This is a genomic window from Campylobacter sp., assembly GCF_019423325.1.
GTDB lineage: Bacteria > Campylobacterota > Campylobacteria > Campylobacterales > Campylobacteraceae > Campylobacter_B.
The window spans coordinates 259,130-276,285 of record NZ_JAHZBQ010000003.1; the positions used below are offsets into that span (position 1 = coordinate 259,130).

The 17,156-nt window shown below is 48.0% G+C and carries 15 protein-coding genes; 5 read left to right on the plus strand and 10 right to left on the minus strand.

The window, feature by feature from the left end; all coding sequences use genetic code 11:
* Positions 1 to 2,817 carry a DNA polymerase I gene (gene polA / locus QZ367_RS09110; RefSeq protein ID WP_291939938.1) on the minus strand — a complete coding sequence of 939 codons (2,817 nt, stop codon included), beginning with the start codon at positions 2,815 to 2,817 and terminating at the stop codon, positions 1 to 3.
* A gap of 144 nt (positions 2,818 to 2,961) precedes the next feature.
* Between polA and QZ367_RS09115 the strand changes: the two genes are divergently transcribed.
* The 4 genes from QZ367_RS09115 to QZ367_RS09130 all read left to right on the plus strand — a co-directional run bounded on the left by QZ367_RS09115 (position 2,962) and on the right by QZ367_RS09130 (position 5,965).
* Positions 2,962 to 3,306, plus strand: coding sequence for a hypothetical protein (locus tag QZ367_RS09115; protein ID WP_291939940.1), 345 nt, complete (start codon positions 2,962 to 2,964; stop codon positions 3,304 to 3,306).
* Between the two features lie 17 nt (positions 3,307 to 3,323).
* The gene (locus QZ367_RS09120; protein ID WP_291939942.1) at positions 3,324 to 4,499 is read left to right on the plus strand and encodes a peptidase M50; all 1,176 of its coding nucleotides are present in this window, start codon (positions 3,324 to 3,326) and stop codon (positions 4,497 to 4,499) included.
* Positions 4,496 to 4,801 (plus strand): metal-sulfur cluster assembly factor, encoded by a 306-nt coding sequence (locus QZ367_RS09125; RefSeq protein ID WP_291939944.1) that lies wholly within the window; start codon positions 4,496 to 4,498, stop codon positions 4,799 to 4,801. Before QZ367_RS09120 ends, QZ367_RS09125 begins: the two co-directional genes overlap by 4 nt.
* A gap of 75 nt (positions 4,802 to 4,876) precedes the next feature.
* Positions 4,877 to 5,965, plus strand: coding sequence for a hypothetical protein (locus QZ367_RS09130; RefSeq protein WP_291939946.1), 1,089 nt, complete (start codon positions 4,877 to 4,879; stop codon positions 5,963 to 5,965).
* Positions 5,966 to 6,027: 62 nt separating this feature from the next.
* Here QZ367_RS09130 and QZ367_RS09135 read toward each other — a convergent pair whose 3' ends face one another.
* The 7 genes from QZ367_RS09135 to QZ367_RS09165 form a co-directional block, all read right to left on the minus strand.
* Positions 6,028 to 7,470, minus strand: coding sequence for a Ppx/GppA phosphatase family protein (locus tag QZ367_RS09135; protein WP_291939948.1), 1,443 nt, complete (start codon positions 7,468 to 7,470; stop codon positions 6,028 to 6,030).
* Positions 7,471 to 7,716: a YfhL family 4Fe-4S dicluster ferredoxin gene (locus tag QZ367_RS09140; RefSeq protein WP_005871264.1), complete on the minus strand. Its 246-nt coding sequence runs from the start codon at positions 7,714 to 7,716 to the stop codon at positions 7,471 to 7,473.
* A 49-nt stretch (positions 7,717 to 7,765) separates the two neighbouring features.
* Positions 7,766 to 8,974 (minus strand): sensor histidine kinase, encoded by a 1,209-nt coding sequence (locus tag QZ367_RS09145; RefSeq protein ID WP_367116689.1) that lies wholly within the window; start codon positions 8,972 to 8,974, stop codon positions 7,766 to 7,768.
* A 77-nt stretch (positions 8,975 to 9,051) separates the two neighbouring features.
* Complete coding sequence (hsrA, locus tag QZ367_RS09150; RefSeq protein WP_005871260.1) at positions 9,052 to 9,723, minus strand: homeostatic response regulator transcription factor HsrA; 672 nt, start codon at positions 9,721 to 9,723, stop codon at positions 9,052 to 9,054.
* A 76-nt stretch (positions 9,724 to 9,799) separates the two neighbouring features.
* Complete coding sequence (locus QZ367_RS09155; protein ID WP_291939954.1) at positions 9,800 to 10,117, minus strand: dihydroneopterin aldolase; 318 nt, start codon at positions 10,115 to 10,117, stop codon at positions 9,800 to 9,802.
* Positions 10,114 to 10,857, minus strand: coding sequence for a glycerol-3-phosphate 1-O-acyltransferase PlsY (plsY, locus tag QZ367_RS09160; RefSeq protein ID WP_291939956.1), 744 nt, complete (start codon positions 10,855 to 10,857; stop codon positions 10,114 to 10,116). Before plsY ends, QZ367_RS09155 begins: the two co-directional genes overlap by 4 nt.
* A 12-nt stretch (positions 10,858 to 10,869) precedes the next feature.
* The gene (locus tag QZ367_RS09165) at positions 10,870 to 13,161 is read right to left on the minus strand and encodes a DUF87 domain-containing protein (protein WP_291939957.1); all 2,292 of its coding nucleotides are present in this window, start codon (positions 13,159 to 13,161) and stop codon (positions 10,870 to 10,872) included.
* 94 nt (positions 13,162 to 13,255) lie between these two features.
* Here QZ367_RS09165 and QZ367_RS09170 point away from each other — a divergent pair, with 94 nt between their 5' ends.
* Positions 13,256 to 14,179, plus strand: a complete 924-nt coding sequence (locus QZ367_RS09170) for a methylenetetrahydrofolate reductase (protein WP_291939958.1) — start codon at positions 13,256 to 13,258, stop codon at positions 14,177 to 14,179.
* Positions 14,180 to 15,152: 973 nt separating this feature from the next.
* Here QZ367_RS09170 and QZ367_RS09175 read toward each other — a convergent pair.
* Together QZ367_RS09175 and plsX are read right to left on the minus strand one after the other, a co-directional pair.
* Positions 15,153 to 16,151: a beta-ketoacyl-ACP synthase III gene (locus tag QZ367_RS09175; RefSeq protein WP_291939960.1), complete on the minus strand. Its 999-nt coding sequence runs from the start codon at positions 16,149 to 16,151 to the stop codon at positions 15,153 to 15,155.
* Between the two features lie 8 nt (positions 16,152 to 16,159).
* On the minus strand, positions 16,160 to 17,152 hold the full coding sequence (gene plsX / locus QZ367_RS09180; protein ID WP_291939962.1) for a phosphate acyltransferase PlsX: 993 nt from the start codon (positions 17,150 to 17,152) through the stop codon (positions 16,160 to 16,162).
* Between the last annotated feature and the right edge of the window lie 4 nt (positions 17,153 to 17,156).

Below are 17,156 nucleotides of genomic sequence, written 5' to 3' on the forward strand. Positions count from 1 at the left end.
TTACTTCAGCTCGCCCCAGCGCTTGGCGATGTTTAGGCTCGTCTTTAAGGGCACGTTCAGGCTCGCCGCGCTTTGCATTATCTCCTGCGCGCGCTCGCCGAAGCTCTGCGCCAAATCGTCCCGCACCTCGAAGATCAGCTCGTCGTGGATCTGCAATATTAGCCGCGCTTCGTCGTTTAGCAGCGGCGAAATCTCAACCATCGCCTTTTTGATGATGTCGGCGGCGGAGCCTTGAAATTTCGTATTCACCGCCTCGCGCTCGTAGCTTGCGTAGACCATATTGTTGCGCGCGTTTGCGAAGTCGAAGTAGCGCCTGCGCCCAAAAAGCGTGCTTACGTAGCCGTCCGCTTTCGCGTCCGATTTTATGCTTTGCAAAAACTCTTTAATCGTGGAAAACGCCGCGAAATAGCGCTCGATATAGCCTTTCGCCTCGGCGCGCGCGATACCTAGGCTATCGCTTAGCTTACCCGCGCCCATGCCGTAGATGAGGCCGAAATTTATGCTCTTTGCGATCGTGCGGTGCGCGGGCTGTGCGTCGCCGAAGATGCTGATCGCCGTGCGAGCGTGAATGTCCTCATCTGCCCTAAACGCCGCCAAAAGCGCAGGATCGCACGAAAAGTGCGCTAGCAGGCGCAGCTCGATCTGCGAGTAATCAAGCGAGATCAGCGAGTAGCCTTCGTCTGCCAGAAAGCAGTCCCGCACGTCCTTCGCAAAGGTGCCGCGCGCGGGGATATTTTGCAGGTTCGGATTTTTGCTCGCTAGCCGCCCGGTGGCCGTGCCAGTCTGCAAGAAATTCGATCTGACGCGGTTTTGCGCATCGGCCAGAGCAAGCTGCAGCAGCGGCTCGCAGTAGGTGCTTTGCAGCTTAAACAGCTCGCGGTAGTCTAAAATTTTACCCACCGCAGGATGCAGCGCCGTAAGATCTTTCAGCACGCTTTCGTCGGTGCTATAGCCCGTCTTCGTGCGCTTCGCCGCAGGTAGCCCAAGCCGCTCGAAAAGCACGGCGCCGAGCTGAGCGGGAGAGTTGATGTTAAACTGCTCGCCGCAAAGCTCGTAAATTTCATCCGTGAGCGCTCGCAGGGACTTTTCGTTGCGCGCGATAAGGCGCCTTATCATCTCCGTGTCTATCTTGATGCCGCATCTTTGCATCTGCCAAAGCACCCGCACGAACGGAAACTCAAGCTCCTGCGCGAGCTTAAAAAGCGCGGGCTCTAACAGTCCCTTGAGCTTAAAATACAGCCTCAGCGTCACCCACGCATCCTCGCTCGCATAGATCGTGGCGGCGTCCAGCTCCACGGAGGCGAAGGTCTCGCCCTTTTTGACGACGTCGCCGAAATGCACAGTCTCATAGCCCAGATACCGCGGCGAGATAGAGTCCATCCCCACGGCGTTTGCGGGATCGAGAAGCCACGCTAGCACCATCGTATCGGCAAAGCGCGCAGGCGGCTCAATGTTAAAATTATTTTTCACGATCTCAAAATCGTATTTTAAATTTTGCCCCACTACATATCCGCGAAACAGCGAGCCAATCGCAGCCTTTGCCGCGTCCGAAGAAATTTGAGCAGGAGCGCCCAAATAGCTGTGCGCGAGCGGGACGTAGTAGGCGCGCTCCTCGTTAAACGCAAACGAAAAGCCCACGATCTTGGCACTTTTGCTGTCGATGCTAGTGGTTTCCGTATCGAAGCTCACTAATGTCTCGGCGCCCACGCCCTCGCACAACTTCGCAAGCTCCGCGGCATCGGTGATACAAACAGGCTCAAATGGCGTTTTAAAAGCGCGCTCGGAATTTTGTCCGATTGAAGAGGAGCCGCCCGGGATAGAATTTTGCCCGTCTATCCCCCCTACGGCAGCGTCCAAGATAGATCCGCCGCGAGACGGCTCTGCGGCGGAACCCTTCCCGCCCGCGCCCAAAACGGAGCTTTTTGCGCTTGCGCCTTTGCCCTCGCCCCAAAGATCAAGTCCGTTCTGCTCCTGCAGGCTTAACGCCGAAAGAAGCCTATTTAGCGCGTAATCTTTTAAAATTTCGCGGATTTTAAAAAGTGGATTTTGCTGCGGAAATTTTGCGTCCTCCAAAGGCGGGATTTCCAGCTCATCGTAAAGCGTAGCCAGGCGCTTGCTTATGTAGGCGCTCTGCTTACCTTCTATCAGATACTCGCGCTGTTTGTTTTGCGGCAGGCGGTCTAAATTTGAATAGATCCCATCGAGCGAGCCCCATTCGTCTAAAAGCTTCTTCGCCCCCTTGTCGCCGATGCCCCGCACGCCCGGGATATTATCGGCGCTGTCGCCGCAGATCGCCAAAAAATCCACGATCTGCTCGGGATAGACGCCGTAGCGCTGCAAGCACTCCTCTCTGCCATAAAGCATCTTTTTGCCGTGGCTGTAAATTTTAACGTTTTCGCCGATGAGCTGATACAGGTCCTTGTCGGAGGTAACGATGTTGATTTTATGCGTGGCGCCGTGCTTTTTAACGACGCTTGCGATGAGATCGTCCGCCTCGTAGCCCTCGCGCCCGAGAGAGTAAAGCCCCATCTTTTCGATCATCTCGATGCAGACGGGCAGCTGCTGCAAAAGCGCAGGCGGCGGGGCTTGGCGGTTGGTTTTGTAATTCGGATCGATATCCGAGCGGAAGGTCTTGCCTTTGCTATCCAGAGCGAAAATTATATAATCGCTCTTAAATTCCTTCGAAAGATTTGCGATAAAGCTCGCAAATCCGCTCACCATGCCGCTGGGTTTGCCGTCTTTGGTCTTAAGCCCGCTCATAGCGTAGTAGAGCCTGAAAAAAAAGCCGAACGTATCGATGATCGTGATGGTCTGCATAATGGTCCTCGGATTTAAAATTTTAACGCGTAGTGTATTAAAATTCGGCTAAATTTACAAATTCCAAATAGGACTTGACCTACCTCATTTCAAAATTTTAAAATTTGCTATATAATCGCGCGAAATTTTAAAAAAGGATCAGATATGGATTTTTTCACAGACTGGCAGGAGTTTGACGCAGCGGGCGCTACGGTGAAATTTTATAAAAAATCGCAAGGCGGCATAGAATACATCGGCTTTGATTCGCGCAAATGCGTCCCACCAGAGCCTATGGTAAATGCGCTGGTGGCGCTAAATTTCGTAAAAGACGAAACCAAAAAGGTCGTCATGGTCAATCATAAATTTCCGATGGGGCTAATCCCGAAGATCGAGTCTAAATTTGACATTGCACGCGAGGATCTGGACGGCGACGCGGTCAAGCTCACCATCAGCCTAAAACCGGGTGCGGTCAATGAGGGCTTCGACACCGACGCGAAGTGCCACGGCTAAAGGGCTTTAAAATTTAGATGAATATCACGACATTTTCGCCGCCGTTTCGGATCGTAGGCGGCTATTTCATCTGCGGGTTTATCTTTTTGCTTCTAAGCGCGGCGAGCTTTTTAAAGGCCGATTTCGGCGCGATCCAAGCGCCGCAGACGGCGAGCTTTTTTCACGTATTTTTGCTCGGATTCGTAATCAGCATAATCATCGGAGCGCTCTATCAGCTTACCTCCGTCATCATCCAAAAGGAATTTTTCACCGTCAAATTTGTGTTTTTAAATCTCTTTGCTTACGCTGCGGGCGTGGCTCTGCTAAGCGCGGGATTGCTGCTTTCAAGCATCCCTTTGATGCACGCAGGCGGCGGCATTTTACTGCTTAGCCTATTTTATTTTACGATCTGCTACGCGCTAAGCTTCATCGGCACGCCCAAATGGAGCTTCCCTGCCGTAGCGCTTGCGATCTCGGCTGCGTTTTTGGCGGTAGGGATCAGCCTTGGCTTCGCGCTCGTGTTAGCGCTTAGCGGCGTGGAGATTTTTGGAGTGTATTTTTCAGAAATTTTATCCTATCACATATACTTCGTGCTGGGCTTTGTATTTTTCGTCATCGTAGGCGCTGCGTGCGTACTGCTGCCGATGTTTAGCTTGGCGCACGATCTAAGCTTCGCACTAGCAAAAACTTCACTGGCGCTGTATCTGCTCGCGGGGCTGTTTTTGCTAAAAGACTTTGGAATTTTCATCGCATTTGCCGCGCTTGCGAGCTTTGCGGCTCAGGCGATCTATATCCTGGCTAGGCGCGTGCGAAAAGCGATCGATTATTGGAATTTAAACGTCTACATCTCGCTGGCGGCTTTGGGATTTAGCGCGGCGTTTTGGCTCATGGGTCGCGCGGATTTGGCGGCGTTTTGGCTGCTATACGGCTTTTTGTTCGCCTTCATCGTCGCGCACCTTTATAAAATCGCGCCCTTTCTCATCTGGTACCACTACGTCTCGCCCTTCGTCGGCAAGCGCAAAATCCCTATGCTAGATGATATGATAATCAAAAAGATCGCCTACGCAGCCTGCGTGCCGAACGTCTTAGCGCTTGCATGCGCGAGCTTTGGAGCGCTAACGCCTGCGGTGATCTTGCAAGCGGCAAGCATAATTTTGGTGCTAATCAACATCGTAAATATCTTTAACTACATAAAATTTGGAGAGGAAAAATGAAAGTAACGAAAGAGCAAGTTTACGACGCGCTTCGCGCCGTGGTGGACCCTGAGGTGGGCTTTGACGTCGTGTCGCTGGGGCTCATCTACGACGTAGCGGTAGATGAGGCGAACAACGCTAAAGTCACAATGACGCTATCGACTCAGTCGTGCCCGCTACATGAGATGATGGTGGAATGGGTGCGCGCAGGTGCCGAGAGCGTGGAGGGCATCGGCGAGGTGGAGATCGATCTCGTCTTTGAGCCGATGTGGAATATCGACATGGCGGAGGATCACGTCAAAGAAGCGCTCGGTAGATTTTAAGCAGCTTTGCCGCGCCCAGTAGTTTAAGCTTTGAAATTATAAAATTAGATTTCAAATTTATACCTAGGGGCTGCTATGAAAAAATTTACCGACGGCAAGAAAGAAATTCTACTTCAAACGCAAGGGCTTAGTTTGATTTCAAAGACGCTACAAAACGGCAAAGAAAGGCTAAGCTCTAAAGAATTCGCAAATTGCGATGCTCTGCAAAAAGCTTTTGTAAAAAAGCAAGTTGATGCCCTAAAAAAGGGCTTCATCTATGAAAACAAAAAAGCGGAATTCGGCGAGGCACTAGCGCATGCCTATATCGGCGGCGGATACAGCGGAGCGCTTGGATTTGCCGAGTTTGAGGATAAATTTTACGTCTATAAATGTAATTTTGACGAGCATGGCTGCGATTATTTAATCGTGCTGGACGACGAGCTAAGAACTCTTGCGCAAATTAAGCTACCAAAAATTTTAGCGTGGAAAATGACCGCTACCAAAAAAGCTTTAGTGCTTGATTTGGACCACGAATTCTTTCTTTTTGATGGAGAGAAATTCAGCAGGCTTTTTGAAGCCTGGGGTATCACAGGAGGAGGCTTTAGCTCTGCTCTAAGCGGCAACGGCGAAATTCTAGCCTGCGGCACGGATGGAATTTTAGCTTTCGGAAGCGACAAGAAGCTAAATTTTAAAACGGATTTTTCGGCAAAAGCAATAGGCTTCGGCAATAAAATTTGCGCAGCCTGTGGGGATGAAGGCGGCAAAAATATCGCCAGGCTCTACCGCCTAAAAGACTTCGCCGAGCTTTGCCGTATCGAATGCGACGTGGGCTATATCCACTCCCTAAACGTGGGGCTCATCAAGAATGATGCGATTTTAGTCGTAAATAACGGCTTTGATGAGCTGTATTTTTGGGACGTCGCAAGCAAAAAGCGTCTAAGCGTACCAAAAACCTTGCCAAGAAGCGTGATGAGGTTTGCCGCAAACGATCAAATTTTTCTTACGTATTTTTACGGTAGGTTTAAAGCATTCAGCTTGGAGGATTTTCGCCTCTTAGGCGAGTTTGAATGCGAGCACTGCGTCAAAACTGCTGCTATTGAAATCTCGAGCGAGCGCCTTTACGTCCGCACCGACTATGGATTTTTTAGCATTTATTCTTTAGCCGAGAATGGAATTAAAATTTAAAAAGCGCTATTGATAGAGATTTATCGCCCGCCTTAAACTTGCGCGACAAGTAGGGGCGCTATTTAAAGGAATTTTATCGCAAAAATTGCGGGTTTTGCGAGCTTTTTAAGGCTTCCTTTAAGCATTATCAAATTATCGGCGCCGGAGATTTTAAGAGTGGAATTTTCAAAGCTAAATTCTAAATTTTTCAGCGCATTTTCGCTTAGAAGGCGCGCGAGCTCCAGAATGTAGCTGAGCCAGGCAAGCTTGGCGGCATCGGGCAAAATCGCGCTCAAAGGCGCGAACGTAGCGCCCAGCTCGCGCTTGCCGTGCATCGAGATGATCGCGGCTATGAGCGCTTTTTCTTTGTGCGTCGTGCGGTAGTTCAGCCCGCCGAGCACCATATCCGCACTGGTTTCATGCTTGGCGTAAAAGCCGATCGCCCGCCCGATCTCGCAAAGCGATGCCGCGGTCTGAAGAATTTTAATATATTTTTCATTCAAGCCGTGTAGCGGCGATAGCGTGCAAAACAGCGCCTTTGCGAACTTCGGGGCCTCGCTAGGCTCGGAGGCAAAGCGATCTTTAAGGCTTCTTAGGCTCGGATTAAAGCCTCTAGGCAGGTTTGCGCCGCGCAAAATCGAGCTTAAAAACGCCCCCTCTCGCACTCCCACGCCGCTGGTGATGATCTTTTTCACCCCTAGGCGCCTTACGATCTTATCAAAGATGATGGCGCCCTCTCTGATTGTGTCGTAGCGGTCTTTTTTGATCGGGAATTTTGCCAAATCAAGCGTCTTTGCGCTCATCAGCTTGGCAAAAAACGGTGCATATTTTTCATAATCGTAGCTGAAATTATGCACGATCTTTAGCGGATGGTTTTGCAGGCTCATCACGGCGCCGGAAAGCGCTCGCGCAGAGCCACCCATTACGATTAAATTTTGCGTGCGAAACTCGGCGCCGACCTGAGATATCGCGCTGTTTACGTATTTTTCTAGCCCCTTTGTGTCACCGCGGTCGAAAAACAGCTCCTTTAGCCGCACCGTGCCTAAATTTAAAGAAATTTTATTTTCTATCCTGCCGTTTTTGATGTAAGCAAGCTCGGTCGAGCCGCCGCCGATGTCCAGCGTAACGCCCTCGGAAAAGTCGCTAAGCAAATTTTGCGCCGCATAGGCACCCAGATAGGCCTCCATCTGCCCGTCTATCTTGCGGATCGCAATGCCCGTTTGCTTGCGGACGAGATTTATAAACTCGGTCCCGTTCGGTGCATCGCGAAGCGCGGAGGTGCCGATACAAAGCACGCGTTTAGCCTTGTAATTGCATACGAGGGTTTTAAATTTTTTAAACGCCAGCAGGCATTTTTGCATCGCTTCGCTGGTTAAAATTCCGCCGTTTTCGTAAGCGCCCTCGCCTAGGCGGATCTTGATCTTGTGCTCTGCTAAGATAAAAAATCCGAGCCTACTCGTGCGCTCGAAAATCACGGCTCTGGCGGAATTTGAGCCCAGATCTATGACGGCGACGCGCTTGGGCATTTAAATTTCCATATGGACGTGTTTGTATTTCAGCTCGTCTGCCGTCTCGATATTATCGGGATCGGTGATGATACACTCGACCGGGCAGACCACGATGCAAGCGGGCTCTGAATAATCATCTACGCACTCGCAGCATCGATCGGCATCTATGATGTATATCGGCTCATCCTCAAAAATAGCTTCATTAGGGCACTCCTCGCGGCACGCGTCGCAACTGATGCATTCTTTTGTAATCAACAATGACATATAATTTTACCTTACGAAAAAATTTATGGCGTTTATACCATAAAAAGCTTCATTTTGTTTTAAAATAGCGGAATTTCGGGCTATTTCTTAAATTTTTTAGCGGAAGCTTGAAAATTGCGACGATTAGCAAGCGCGCTTCATCGTTTTTAAGATCTACTTGCGCACCCATCGCTTGAGCAGCATTTTTGGCTAAGAATAGCCCGAGCCCGGCTCCCGGTTTGCCGCCGTAGCGTTTAAAAGGAGCAAAATAATCGATCTCTTCGTTAAGCGGCTCGCCTTTGTTTGCGACCCGCACTATGAAATTTCCGTCCGAAATTTCGCTCTCGATCAGTACCTTTTCGCCGTCCGGAGAAAATTTTATAGCGTTTTGGATAAAATTTTGAATCACGTGCATAAAGAGACTTTTCTGCACCGAAATTTCAAGCTGTTCGGGCTTAAGATCCATCGTCAAGTCCTTGCCCGCCGTACGCGCTAAAATTTTAAAGCCCACGCATAGCTCCCGTAGATACGCGATCATATCGGTCTGCTCGGGTGCCTCAAACTGCGCCCCCTCCTGCCGTCCAATCTCCAGAATGGAGCTGATCATCTTATTCATACTATCGATCGAATCGTTGTTATTTTTAAGCGCCTCGATATATTTCTCGCTCTCGCGCGGCTTAATTAGCGTGACTTCGTTTTTGGTTTTCATCACCGCCAGCGGAGTCTTAAGCTCGTGCGCGATGCCGATAAAAAGCTCTTTTTGATACAAAATGAAAGTTTCAATGCGCTCAAGTAGGCGGTTTATGCTGTTTGAAAGCGGGCTAAATTCGCTTGGAATTTCCGCTGCGTCGATCGGCTTTAGAAATTTTTCATCCACCGAAGCGAGCCTTTGGCTGATCAGCTTAATCGGCATTAGTAGCATGCGCGAAAGAAACATCGCGTAAAACACCACCAAAAATATCATCGTCAAATTTACCAAAATGATGTCGATGAGTATTTGATTTACGATGTTTGCATAGACGCTCACGTCTGCTTTGATGCTTAAAATTTTATCCTTGTCGTAGGGATAGTGCAGCTGTAAATAGCTCCTACCATCCTCGGAGCTTTCGATAAATTTAGGTTTATTGATACTTTCGTTTTCGATGATTTTGCTTTCGTATTCACCGGATGCGTCTTGTAAAAAAGATGAAATTTTCTCAGGCGGCACGGAGACCTCTACGATTTTTTGTGCTCTTTGGATTAAATTTTGAACGGGAGTTTCGAAGATGGTAATTCTCATATAATTATAGAGCATTACCGAAAAAATGACAATTAGCATCAACGAAGCGGATGCTAATTGTATTACAAAGCGGACTCTTAGGCTTTTTGTGGAAAGCAAAATCTATATCCGCGTCTGCGAACGGTCTCGATCGTAGAGATATTTAGAGGCTTATCCATTTTCTGGCGGATTTGATTGATCGCGACTTCGATGACGTTTGGCGTAACGAGCTCAGGCTCCTCCCAGATGGCATCTAATAGCTGCTCTTTACTGACGATCTGATCGCTGTGGCGCGCCAAGTGAGTTAGCACCTCAAACGGCTTGCCCTTAAGCTCGATCTCTTGACCTAGATATGTGATCTTTTCCTCATCCGGATCGATGATGAGATCGTCGATTTTGATGATATTTGAGCCGCCAAAGCGAAGTCTAGCCTCGAGGCGTGCTACTAAAACATCAAAGTCGAAAGGTTTTTTGATAAAATCGTCCGCGCCAGCGCGAAGCGCTTTGATCTCGCTTTCTTTATCGTCTTTTGCAGATAGCACGACGACAGAGGTGCGCGCGGATTTTTGCTTAACTAATGCGATGAGATCGATGCCGTTGCCGTCAGCTAGCATCCAATCGGTTAGCACCAAATCATAATTTCTAATGCCGATATAATACTCTGCGTCCTTAAAGCTCTCGGAAGTATCCGTCTGATAGCCGAACTCCATCAAGCCCTCCGCTATCGTCTTGTTTAAAGTCACCTCGTCCTCGACTATTAAAATTCTCATTTAATTTCCTTGCCTTAAAATTTTGCGGCGATTTTAACATATTTTAAGCAAAATTTCAAGATTTTTTAAAGAAATTTTAAAATTTTATCTCTATTTCTGCGCCGACGCTCGCGTCTTGTAAAATTTCGGGCTTTAAAATTTTCATATAAAAATAATCCATCGATCGAAATTTTGAGTGAAACTCCTGCGCGAAGTATTTTAGCGCGTCCTCTACGAGGCGAAATTTTTTCTCGCGGAATTCTGCTTTGATATATTCGCAAACCCGCGCATAGTCGATAAATTCCTCCGCTCCGAACTTCGCCCACACCCAGACGCGCTGCTCGCGCTTGCGCTCAAAATCCAGCGTCCCGATTATCGTGCCAAATTCCAGCTTTTCGATTAAAATTTTAATCATACTACGCGCTTTTCCTCGCCCTTAAGCAGCCTAGCGATATTCGGCGCGTGTTTGTAAAATACGATGAAAACTATCAGAAAGATCGGCGCATGAGTGTTGATCGCTGGCATCTGCGGATGGATCACGTAGCTTGCTACGACTAGCGCAAGCGCCGCTGCAAGCGAGGCTACGGATGAAATTTTAACCGTCTTGCCGACTACAAACCAAACTGCAAGCGCGATTATGATCTCGATAGGGATAAAGCAAGCAAGCACGCCGGCTCCCGTCGCAATGCCCTTGCCGCCGTTAAATTTCAGATACGGGCTAAAACAATGCCCAAGCACTGCAAAGACAGCCATGCTCCATAGCACATTTTCATCAAAGCCCAAAGCCCGCGCGATCAGTATCGGCAGGACGCCCTTTAGCGCGTCGCAGGCGACGGTGAGGATCGCGAGCTTTTTTGCTTTTTGCGGATCGCGAGTTTTTAAGACGCGAAGGACGTTGGTGGCGCCTATGGAGCCGCTGCCTTCGCTTTTGATATCCACGCCACCGAGGTATCTGCCGATCAAAAGCCCAAAGGGGATCGCAGCGATCAGATACGCAGCAAAGTAGCACCAAAAATTCGGCGCCGTAAATGTCCTATATAAAATTCCAAGAATTCCGCTTCCTAGAATTCCATGCTCATCTCCTAGAAAATATTTTGAGCTAGGATCGCAGAGAGCGGCGTATATGATATTTAAAATTTCACTAAGTTTATCCATAAAATTCTCCCTTTAGCTCTTCCAAAGTAGCGAAATTTTCTCGTCGTAGATGTCGGTTTTCTTCGGCGAAATTTCTTTCGTTTCGAGTTTAATATTTTTTAGATCCAGGCTCTGTTTTAGCGCGTCCACTTCAGCTTCAAATTTCTGCGTAAGCACCTCCAGCTCCTCTTGTAGCGCGCTTAGGCTATTTTCGGCATTTTTGGCTTCGCTTCGTTCATTTAAAATTTTATGCGCGCTCTTGGCGCCGCTGATCGCTTTAGAGATATTGCTAGCGCTGCGCGAGCGGCCTAAAAACGCGCCTAAGATCGCTCCACCTATGTTTAGCGCCGCATCCACCCCGCGACTTAGCACGTCGCCCTTTTCCTTCTCGTATTTTTCGCTAGCGCGCGAAATTTTATCCTCAAGGCGCGCTTTTTCCTTTTCAAATTTAGCCGCGATTTCATCGGTTTTGGCCTCTAAAATTTCGTTTGCCTTATCGCCTAGGCGCACGAAAAACTCCTCCTTGCTCTCGCCCGGTTTTGAGAGCAGATCAAGCGCGCTAAAAAGTTCTAACTTTTCGTTGCGGTAGAGCCACTCCTTAAAGTTTTTAAGCTGAGCGTTTAAATTTTTTGCTCCCGCGATGAAGCTAGGAAGCGCGCCGTAGAGCGAGCCCGCCTGCTCCTGTCCACTTAAATTTGCAACTTCTCGCGTGCTCGCCTCGCTCCAATCTATTTCGCTTACGTCCGAAAGCGAAAGCAAAAAGGAGTGCTGCTGCGTAAAATCGACTCCTTTGTCGCAAAATCGCATCTTTGCGCTTGCATAAAGATACGGGCTTAGCTCAAGGCTCGCGCCATAGCTGTAAAGCTGCGAAATTTCAGCAGAAACTACGGGTTTGGCGGCGCCGGCGGATTTGACGCCTTGCGCGGCGCCCGACACGGACGAAATTTCAGCCTTTTTATCCTTCATTAAATTTGAAATTTGCTCGTTGCTTAAAGGACCCTTTAGATAGCTTAGCGCAAAGCGCGTCTCGATCACTCGCAGCACGTCCTCGTTGATGTTTTTTACCAAAAAATTTCGCTTTTTGAGGTTTGAAATTTTCTCCATCAGCACGCTTTTGTCGATCGGATTTGAGCCGATGCCGCTTAGACCGCTGATGACGCGCTCTTTATCCTGCGCGGTCTGCAAGCGCCCGATAAACCACGTACCGATGTTGCTAAGCCCCTTATAATCGAGATCGACCGGGTTTTGCGTCGATAGAACGCAACCAAGACCGAACGCGCGAGCCTGTTTTAGTAGCGTAAGCATCGGGGTTTTGCTCGGCGGATTGCCGTTTGGCGGAAAAAAGCCGTAAATTTCATCCATATAAAGTACTGCGCGTAGCGAGCTAGTGCCGCTGGTGGTGCGCATCCATTTGATCATCTCGCCCAAAAGCAGCGTGACAAAAAACATCCTTTCATCGTCGTTTAGATGCGCGATGGAAAATATATTCGCTCTCGCCCTGCCGTTTTCATCAAAGAGCATCTTGGCGATATTTAGCCGCTCGCCCTCGCACCAAAGCTTAAAACTCGGGCTTGCGATGAGCGCATTAATCTTCATCGCAAGCGCCATTCGCTTATCGCTCGGAAAGAAGGTATTAACGTCGAAAACGCCGATCTTATCGAAAGGCGGGTTGCCGATCTGCGCGATGAGATCCACCACGCTCACCCCCTCGCCTTTGTTAAAATGATAGGTCAGAATTTGGCTGATTAGTAAAAATTCCGGCGAGCTGAGATTATCGCTGCCGATCCCTGCAAGGCTTAGCACGCTAATGGCGATGCCGCCGACGTAGTTGTTCAGATCCTCTTCGTTTAAGCCCTTCGGCGCTTCAAAGTCGCTTAGCAGGCTGATCCCAAGCCCTGCGCTTGATTTGGGCGTATAAATTCTAAAATCGGCGCTGTTTTTCAAAAGCTCCACCCGCGCCAGATCTTGATACGAGCCCTCGATCCCTTCGCGCCAGGTATTTGCGGTTTGCTCGGCGTACTCGCGCACGCTAAGACCTTTGTTTTGCGCCTCAGCCTCATCGATATAAGGCTCAAAATCCTCAGCCCTCATCTGCGGGAAAGTAAGAGCTAAATTCGTTAGATCGCCCTTCGGATCGATGATGATGGATGGGATATTATCGATCGCGGCTTCCTCTAGCAGCGTGATGCCAAGTCCAGTTTTACCGCTACCCGTCATTCCGATGATAAGCGCGTGGGTCGTCAGGTCCTTGTTTTTATAAAAAAACGGCTCACCGTTTTCAAGCCCCAGATAAAAAAGCTTTAAATTTTCTTGAAGCGTTTTCATTGCGTTCCTTAAATTTGCAATTTGTGCGGCATTATATCATTTAAATTTTTAAATTTAAATTTGCTAAAATGTGCGAAAAATCAAGGAATGGCAAGTGTTAAAAGAAAAAATTAGAAATGGAAAAAGCGGAATTCTACTCTACGGCATCGTTCCGCCTAAAATCACGTCCTCTCAAGACGAGCTCGAGCGCCTAGGTACGGCGTGGTCGCAGCGCCTAGGCGAATGCGAATGCGACGGCATCGTCATCTACGATCTACAAGATGAAAGCGCGCGCACGAAAGATGAGCGGACCTTTCCTTTTGTGCATACGATCGATCCTGCGCGCTATTACACGCAGTATCTACACACTGATAAAGAAGCGATCATCTACCGCGCAGTAGGCAAATACGATGAAGCGGAATTTTGCGAAATTCTAAGGCATGCCGCAAGCAGGCTGGGCGTTTTCGTGGGGGCGAGCTCTAAAAACGAAGAATGCAAACTGCATCTAAGCCGCGCCTATGAGATCAAGCGACTCGTGGCGCCGCATCTTTGCCTAGGCGGCATCTGCATTCCTGAACGCCATGAAAAGAGCCACGACGAGCACCTAAAAATCGCGGAGAAGACTGCGGACGGGTGCGAATTTTTTATCACTCAGGCGGTTTATAATGTGCAAAATGCCAAAGATTTCATCGACGATTACGCCGCTTTGGAGTGCAAAAAGGTGCCGATAATCTTTACTTTTACGCCGTGCGGTAGCCTAAAGACGCTTGAGTTTATGAAATGGCTTGGCATCTCGGTGCCAGATTTTCTGCAGCAGCGACTGCAAAGCAGCGTCGATATCTTGCAAAGTTCAACAGCACTGTGCGCAGAGATGTTTGATTTCATCTACAAATACGCCCTCGCAAAAGGGGTGAGCGTGGGCGCAAACGTCGAGAGTGTCAGCACCCGCCGCGTCGAAATCGAAGCCTCGCTCAGCTTACTAAAAGAGATCAGAAAAATTATCCTTAAGCACGAGAATTTGGGATTTTACGTTATTTAAAATTTTAAACCGGGCGCACGAACAAAACGCTAGATAGTCCAAGCTAGCGGAGGAATTTTAAATAATTTTAGATCGCTTTCTGAAAAATAAATCGAAATTTTATCCGAATGGAATTTGAACTTAAAATTTATAAAAAATTGCCCCAATAATATGCTTTAATAACTGTCGTCCATAACTGCAAGATGATATTTCGTGCTAAAATTTTTAAATGCTTGCAATGGCATTGAGTTAGGCATATCATCAAACCTATAAATCGCTGTAGTTTTCGCACTAAAACTAAGTGCATTAACCGCCTTTAGTCTGCAGCCGACGCGACCGCACCTTCCGGCTTGCCGCTATCTACACAGGGATAATTTTAATATCCTATCCTTTTTTAGAGCATATTGTATAGCGGAGAGATGGGATAGCTGGAGGTTTTAACGAACCCAATATAGATACGACGCTCCTGCACTCATAACATAGCGTCCTTTATTGCTCCATTCGTAGTATTTGATTTAAATTTACCAGCATTTATGCTAAATTTCAAATCTAAGGCAATTTGTTGCTTGCTGTTGTAAGCGTTTTGGTATTTGAATTTTATTCTACAGCCTATATGTAAGTCGCTAAAAAGATCCACCATACGCCGCCGTAAAAATACTTGCCGAGCTTCGCAGCTAATTACAAGCCGTTAATGTATAGAATCAGCTGAAATTAACACCCATTTAAGCTATTGCATATTTGATTTCTTTTATATTCTAAAAGCCCGCCACCAAAAAGCAGCAGACCTAAGACTAACGTCGTTTTACTATCTCACGCAGAAGCCGATATGCAAACTGCGCAAAATTATAATATGCTTTCAATCGCAAACGCTTCATTTTAAAATTTTGAAACCTAACTCGGAATAAATATAAATTTGAAATTAGTTTTATAAATAAGCTTGAAATTTTAACTCTTAAATATAGCGAAATTCAAAGATAATAAAATTTAAAAAGCGCTAGTTTGTGTTCTTACCACCGAATTTCAAAAGCGCACTACCCCACGTAAAACCGCCGCCGAACGCATCAAGTAGCATAAGCGAGCCGTTTTTGAGCCTGCCACTCTCGTAAGCGTCATTTATTGCCATCGGAATCGACGCCGAGCTCGTGTTGCCGTATTTGCCGATCGTAAGCACGCACTGCTCGTCGCTAAATTCTAGTCTCGCCTTAACCGCCTCGATGATGCGTAAATTTGCCTGATGCGGGATGAAAAGATCGATCTGCTCGGGCAAAATTTTATTTTTCGCCAAAATCTCCACGACGTCGTTACTAAGCGTCGGTACCGCGATTTTAAAGACCTCGCGCCCGGCCATCTGCATGAAGCCTAGCTTTTCGTCGATAATTTTTTGGCTGAGTGGATTGACGCTGCCTGGGGCTGCGGTAATGAGAAGATCACCCTTGCTGCCGTCGCTAGCGGTATGAATGTCGATGATTTCGTTATCGTCACGCGCCGCGATAACCGCAGCGCCCGCGCCGTCGCCGAAAAGTATGCACGTAGCACGGTCACTCCAATCGACTATCGAGCTTAGTTTTTCCGTGCCGATTATCAGCACGTGTTTTTTGGCACCGCTTTCGATGAGGGATTTTGCGAGCTCCAAAAGATAAATAAAGCCCGTACAGGCGGCATTTATATCAAATGCCGTGATGCCGAAATTTAAGCCCAGTTTATCTGCGATGACACACGCAGTCGAGGGCATGCAGAAATAATCGGGCGAGATCGTGGCGCAAATTATCGCATCGATCTCATTTTTTTGTAAGCCGCTACGCTCGATCGCCTTTAACGCCGCTTTCGCGCCTAGATCACTAGTACTCTCGCCCTTCGCGATACGGCGCTCATGAATGCCCGTTCGCTTGACGATCCATTCATCGCTCGTTTCAACCATCTTTTCAAGATCGAAATTGGTTAAAATTTCGCTCGGCGCGTATGCTGCGATTGAGATCATCGAGGCTTTTTGCATTCGTTTTCCTATTCGTTTGAAGAAATTTCGCTTTCTATCGCGGAGTTGATTTTGGAGTCTGCAAATTTAAGCGCTTGAAAGATCGCGTTTTTAACGGCTTTCGGGGTACTTTTGCCGTGGCTTATGATGACGCACTCTTTGACGCCCAAAAGCGGCGCGCCGCCGTATTCGTCGTAGTCCGTGCTTTTTTTGATAATTTTAAAGACGCGCTTCATCAAAATGGAGCCAGCGATAGCAATCGGAGATTTTTTAGTTTCGTTTTTAATAAGTTTGCCGATAGCGCTCGCGACGCCTTCGCTGGATTTTAGCATAATGTTACCGATAAATCCGTCGCACACGACCACGTCTACCGAGCCGTCAAAAATTTGATTGCCTTCTACATTACCGATAAAATTTTGCATCTTCTTAAGCATATGAAAGGTTTCTTTTGTTACCTCGTTGCCTTTACTATCCTCCTCGCCGTTGGATAATAAGCCGATGCGTGGCGCGTTTAAACCCATAATCTCCTTGGCATATGCTTCGCCCATAATCGCGAATTGAAACAAATTCTCTGGCTTACAATCCACATAAGCGCCCACATCCAGCACCAGCGTGCGACCGCCTATGGAATTTGGCATCAGCGTAGCAATCGCCGGGCGTAAAATGCCTTTGAGCCTTCCTATACGAAGCGTAGCAAGGCTCATCGTAGCGCCGCTATGTCCTGCCGATACCACGGCTTTGCATGTGCCGCTTTTTACCAGATCGACCGCTTTAAAGATACTACTCTCTTTGCGTTTGAGAGCGTCGGTTGCGCCCTCTTTCATCTCGAAAACTTCGCTTGCAGCTACGTAAGTGATATATTTCTCAAAGCCTTGATCTTGTGGAATAAAAGGCTTGATTTGCGCTTCGTCGCCTACCAAAAACGCATTAAATTTACGCTCTCGCAGCGCATCTACGACTCCGTTTATTATCGGCTCGCAGCCGAAATCACCGCCCATCGCGTCTATAGCAACGGAAATCATCGGA

Coding starts and splice junctions, on each gene's coding strand:
- QZ367_RS09140 (WP_005871264.1), bottom strand. CDS start 7,716: ATGTCATTGTTGATTACAAAAGAATGCATCAGTTGCGACGCGTGCCGC.
- plsX (WP_291939962.1), bottom strand. CDS start 17,152: ATGATTTCCGTTGCTATAGACGCGATGGGCGGTGATTTCGGCTGCGAG.
- QZ367_RS09155 (WP_291939954.1), bottom strand. CDS start 10,117: ATGATTAAAATTTTAATCGAAAAGCTGGAATTTGGCACGATAATCGGG.
- QZ367_RS09135 (WP_291939948.1), bottom strand. CDS start 7,470: ATGCCCAAGCGCGTCGCCGTCATAGATCTGGGCTCAAATTCCGCCAGA.
- QZ367_RS09125 (WP_291939944.1), top strand. CDS start 4,496: ATGAAAGTAACGAAAGAGCAAGTTTACGACGCGCTTCGCGCCGTGGTG.
- QZ367_RS09165 (WP_291939957.1), bottom strand. CDS start 13,161: ATGAAAACGCTTCAAGAAAATTTAAAGCTTTTTTATCTGGGGCTTGAA.
- plsY (WP_291939956.1), bottom strand. CDS start 10,857: ATGGATAAACTTAGTGAAATTTTAAATATCATATACGCCGCTCTCTGC.
- QZ367_RS09145 (WP_367116689.1), bottom strand. CDS start 8,974: ATGAGAATTACCATCTTCGAAACTCCCGTTCAAAATTTAATCCAAAGA.
- hsrA (WP_005871260.1), bottom strand. CDS start 9,723: ATGAGAATTTTAATAGTCGAGGACGAGGTGACTTTAAACAAGACGATA.
- QZ367_RS09130 (WP_291939946.1), top strand. CDS start 4,877: ATGAAAAAATTTACCGACGGCAAGAAAGAAATTCTACTTCAAACGCAA.
- QZ367_RS09175 (WP_291939960.1), bottom strand. CDS start 16,151: ATGCAAAAAGCCTCGATGATCTCAATCGCAGCATACGCGCCGAGCGAA.
- QZ367_RS09120 (WP_291939942.1), top strand. CDS start 3,324: ATGAATATCACGACATTTTCGCCGCCGTTTCGGATCGTAGGCGGCTAT.
- polA (WP_291939938.1), bottom strand. CDS start 2,817: ATGCAGACCATCACGATCATCGATACGTTCGGCTTTTTTTTCAGGCTC.
- QZ367_RS09115 (WP_291939940.1), top strand. CDS start 2,962: ATGGATTTTTTCACAGACTGGCAGGAGTTTGACGCAGCGGGCGCTACG.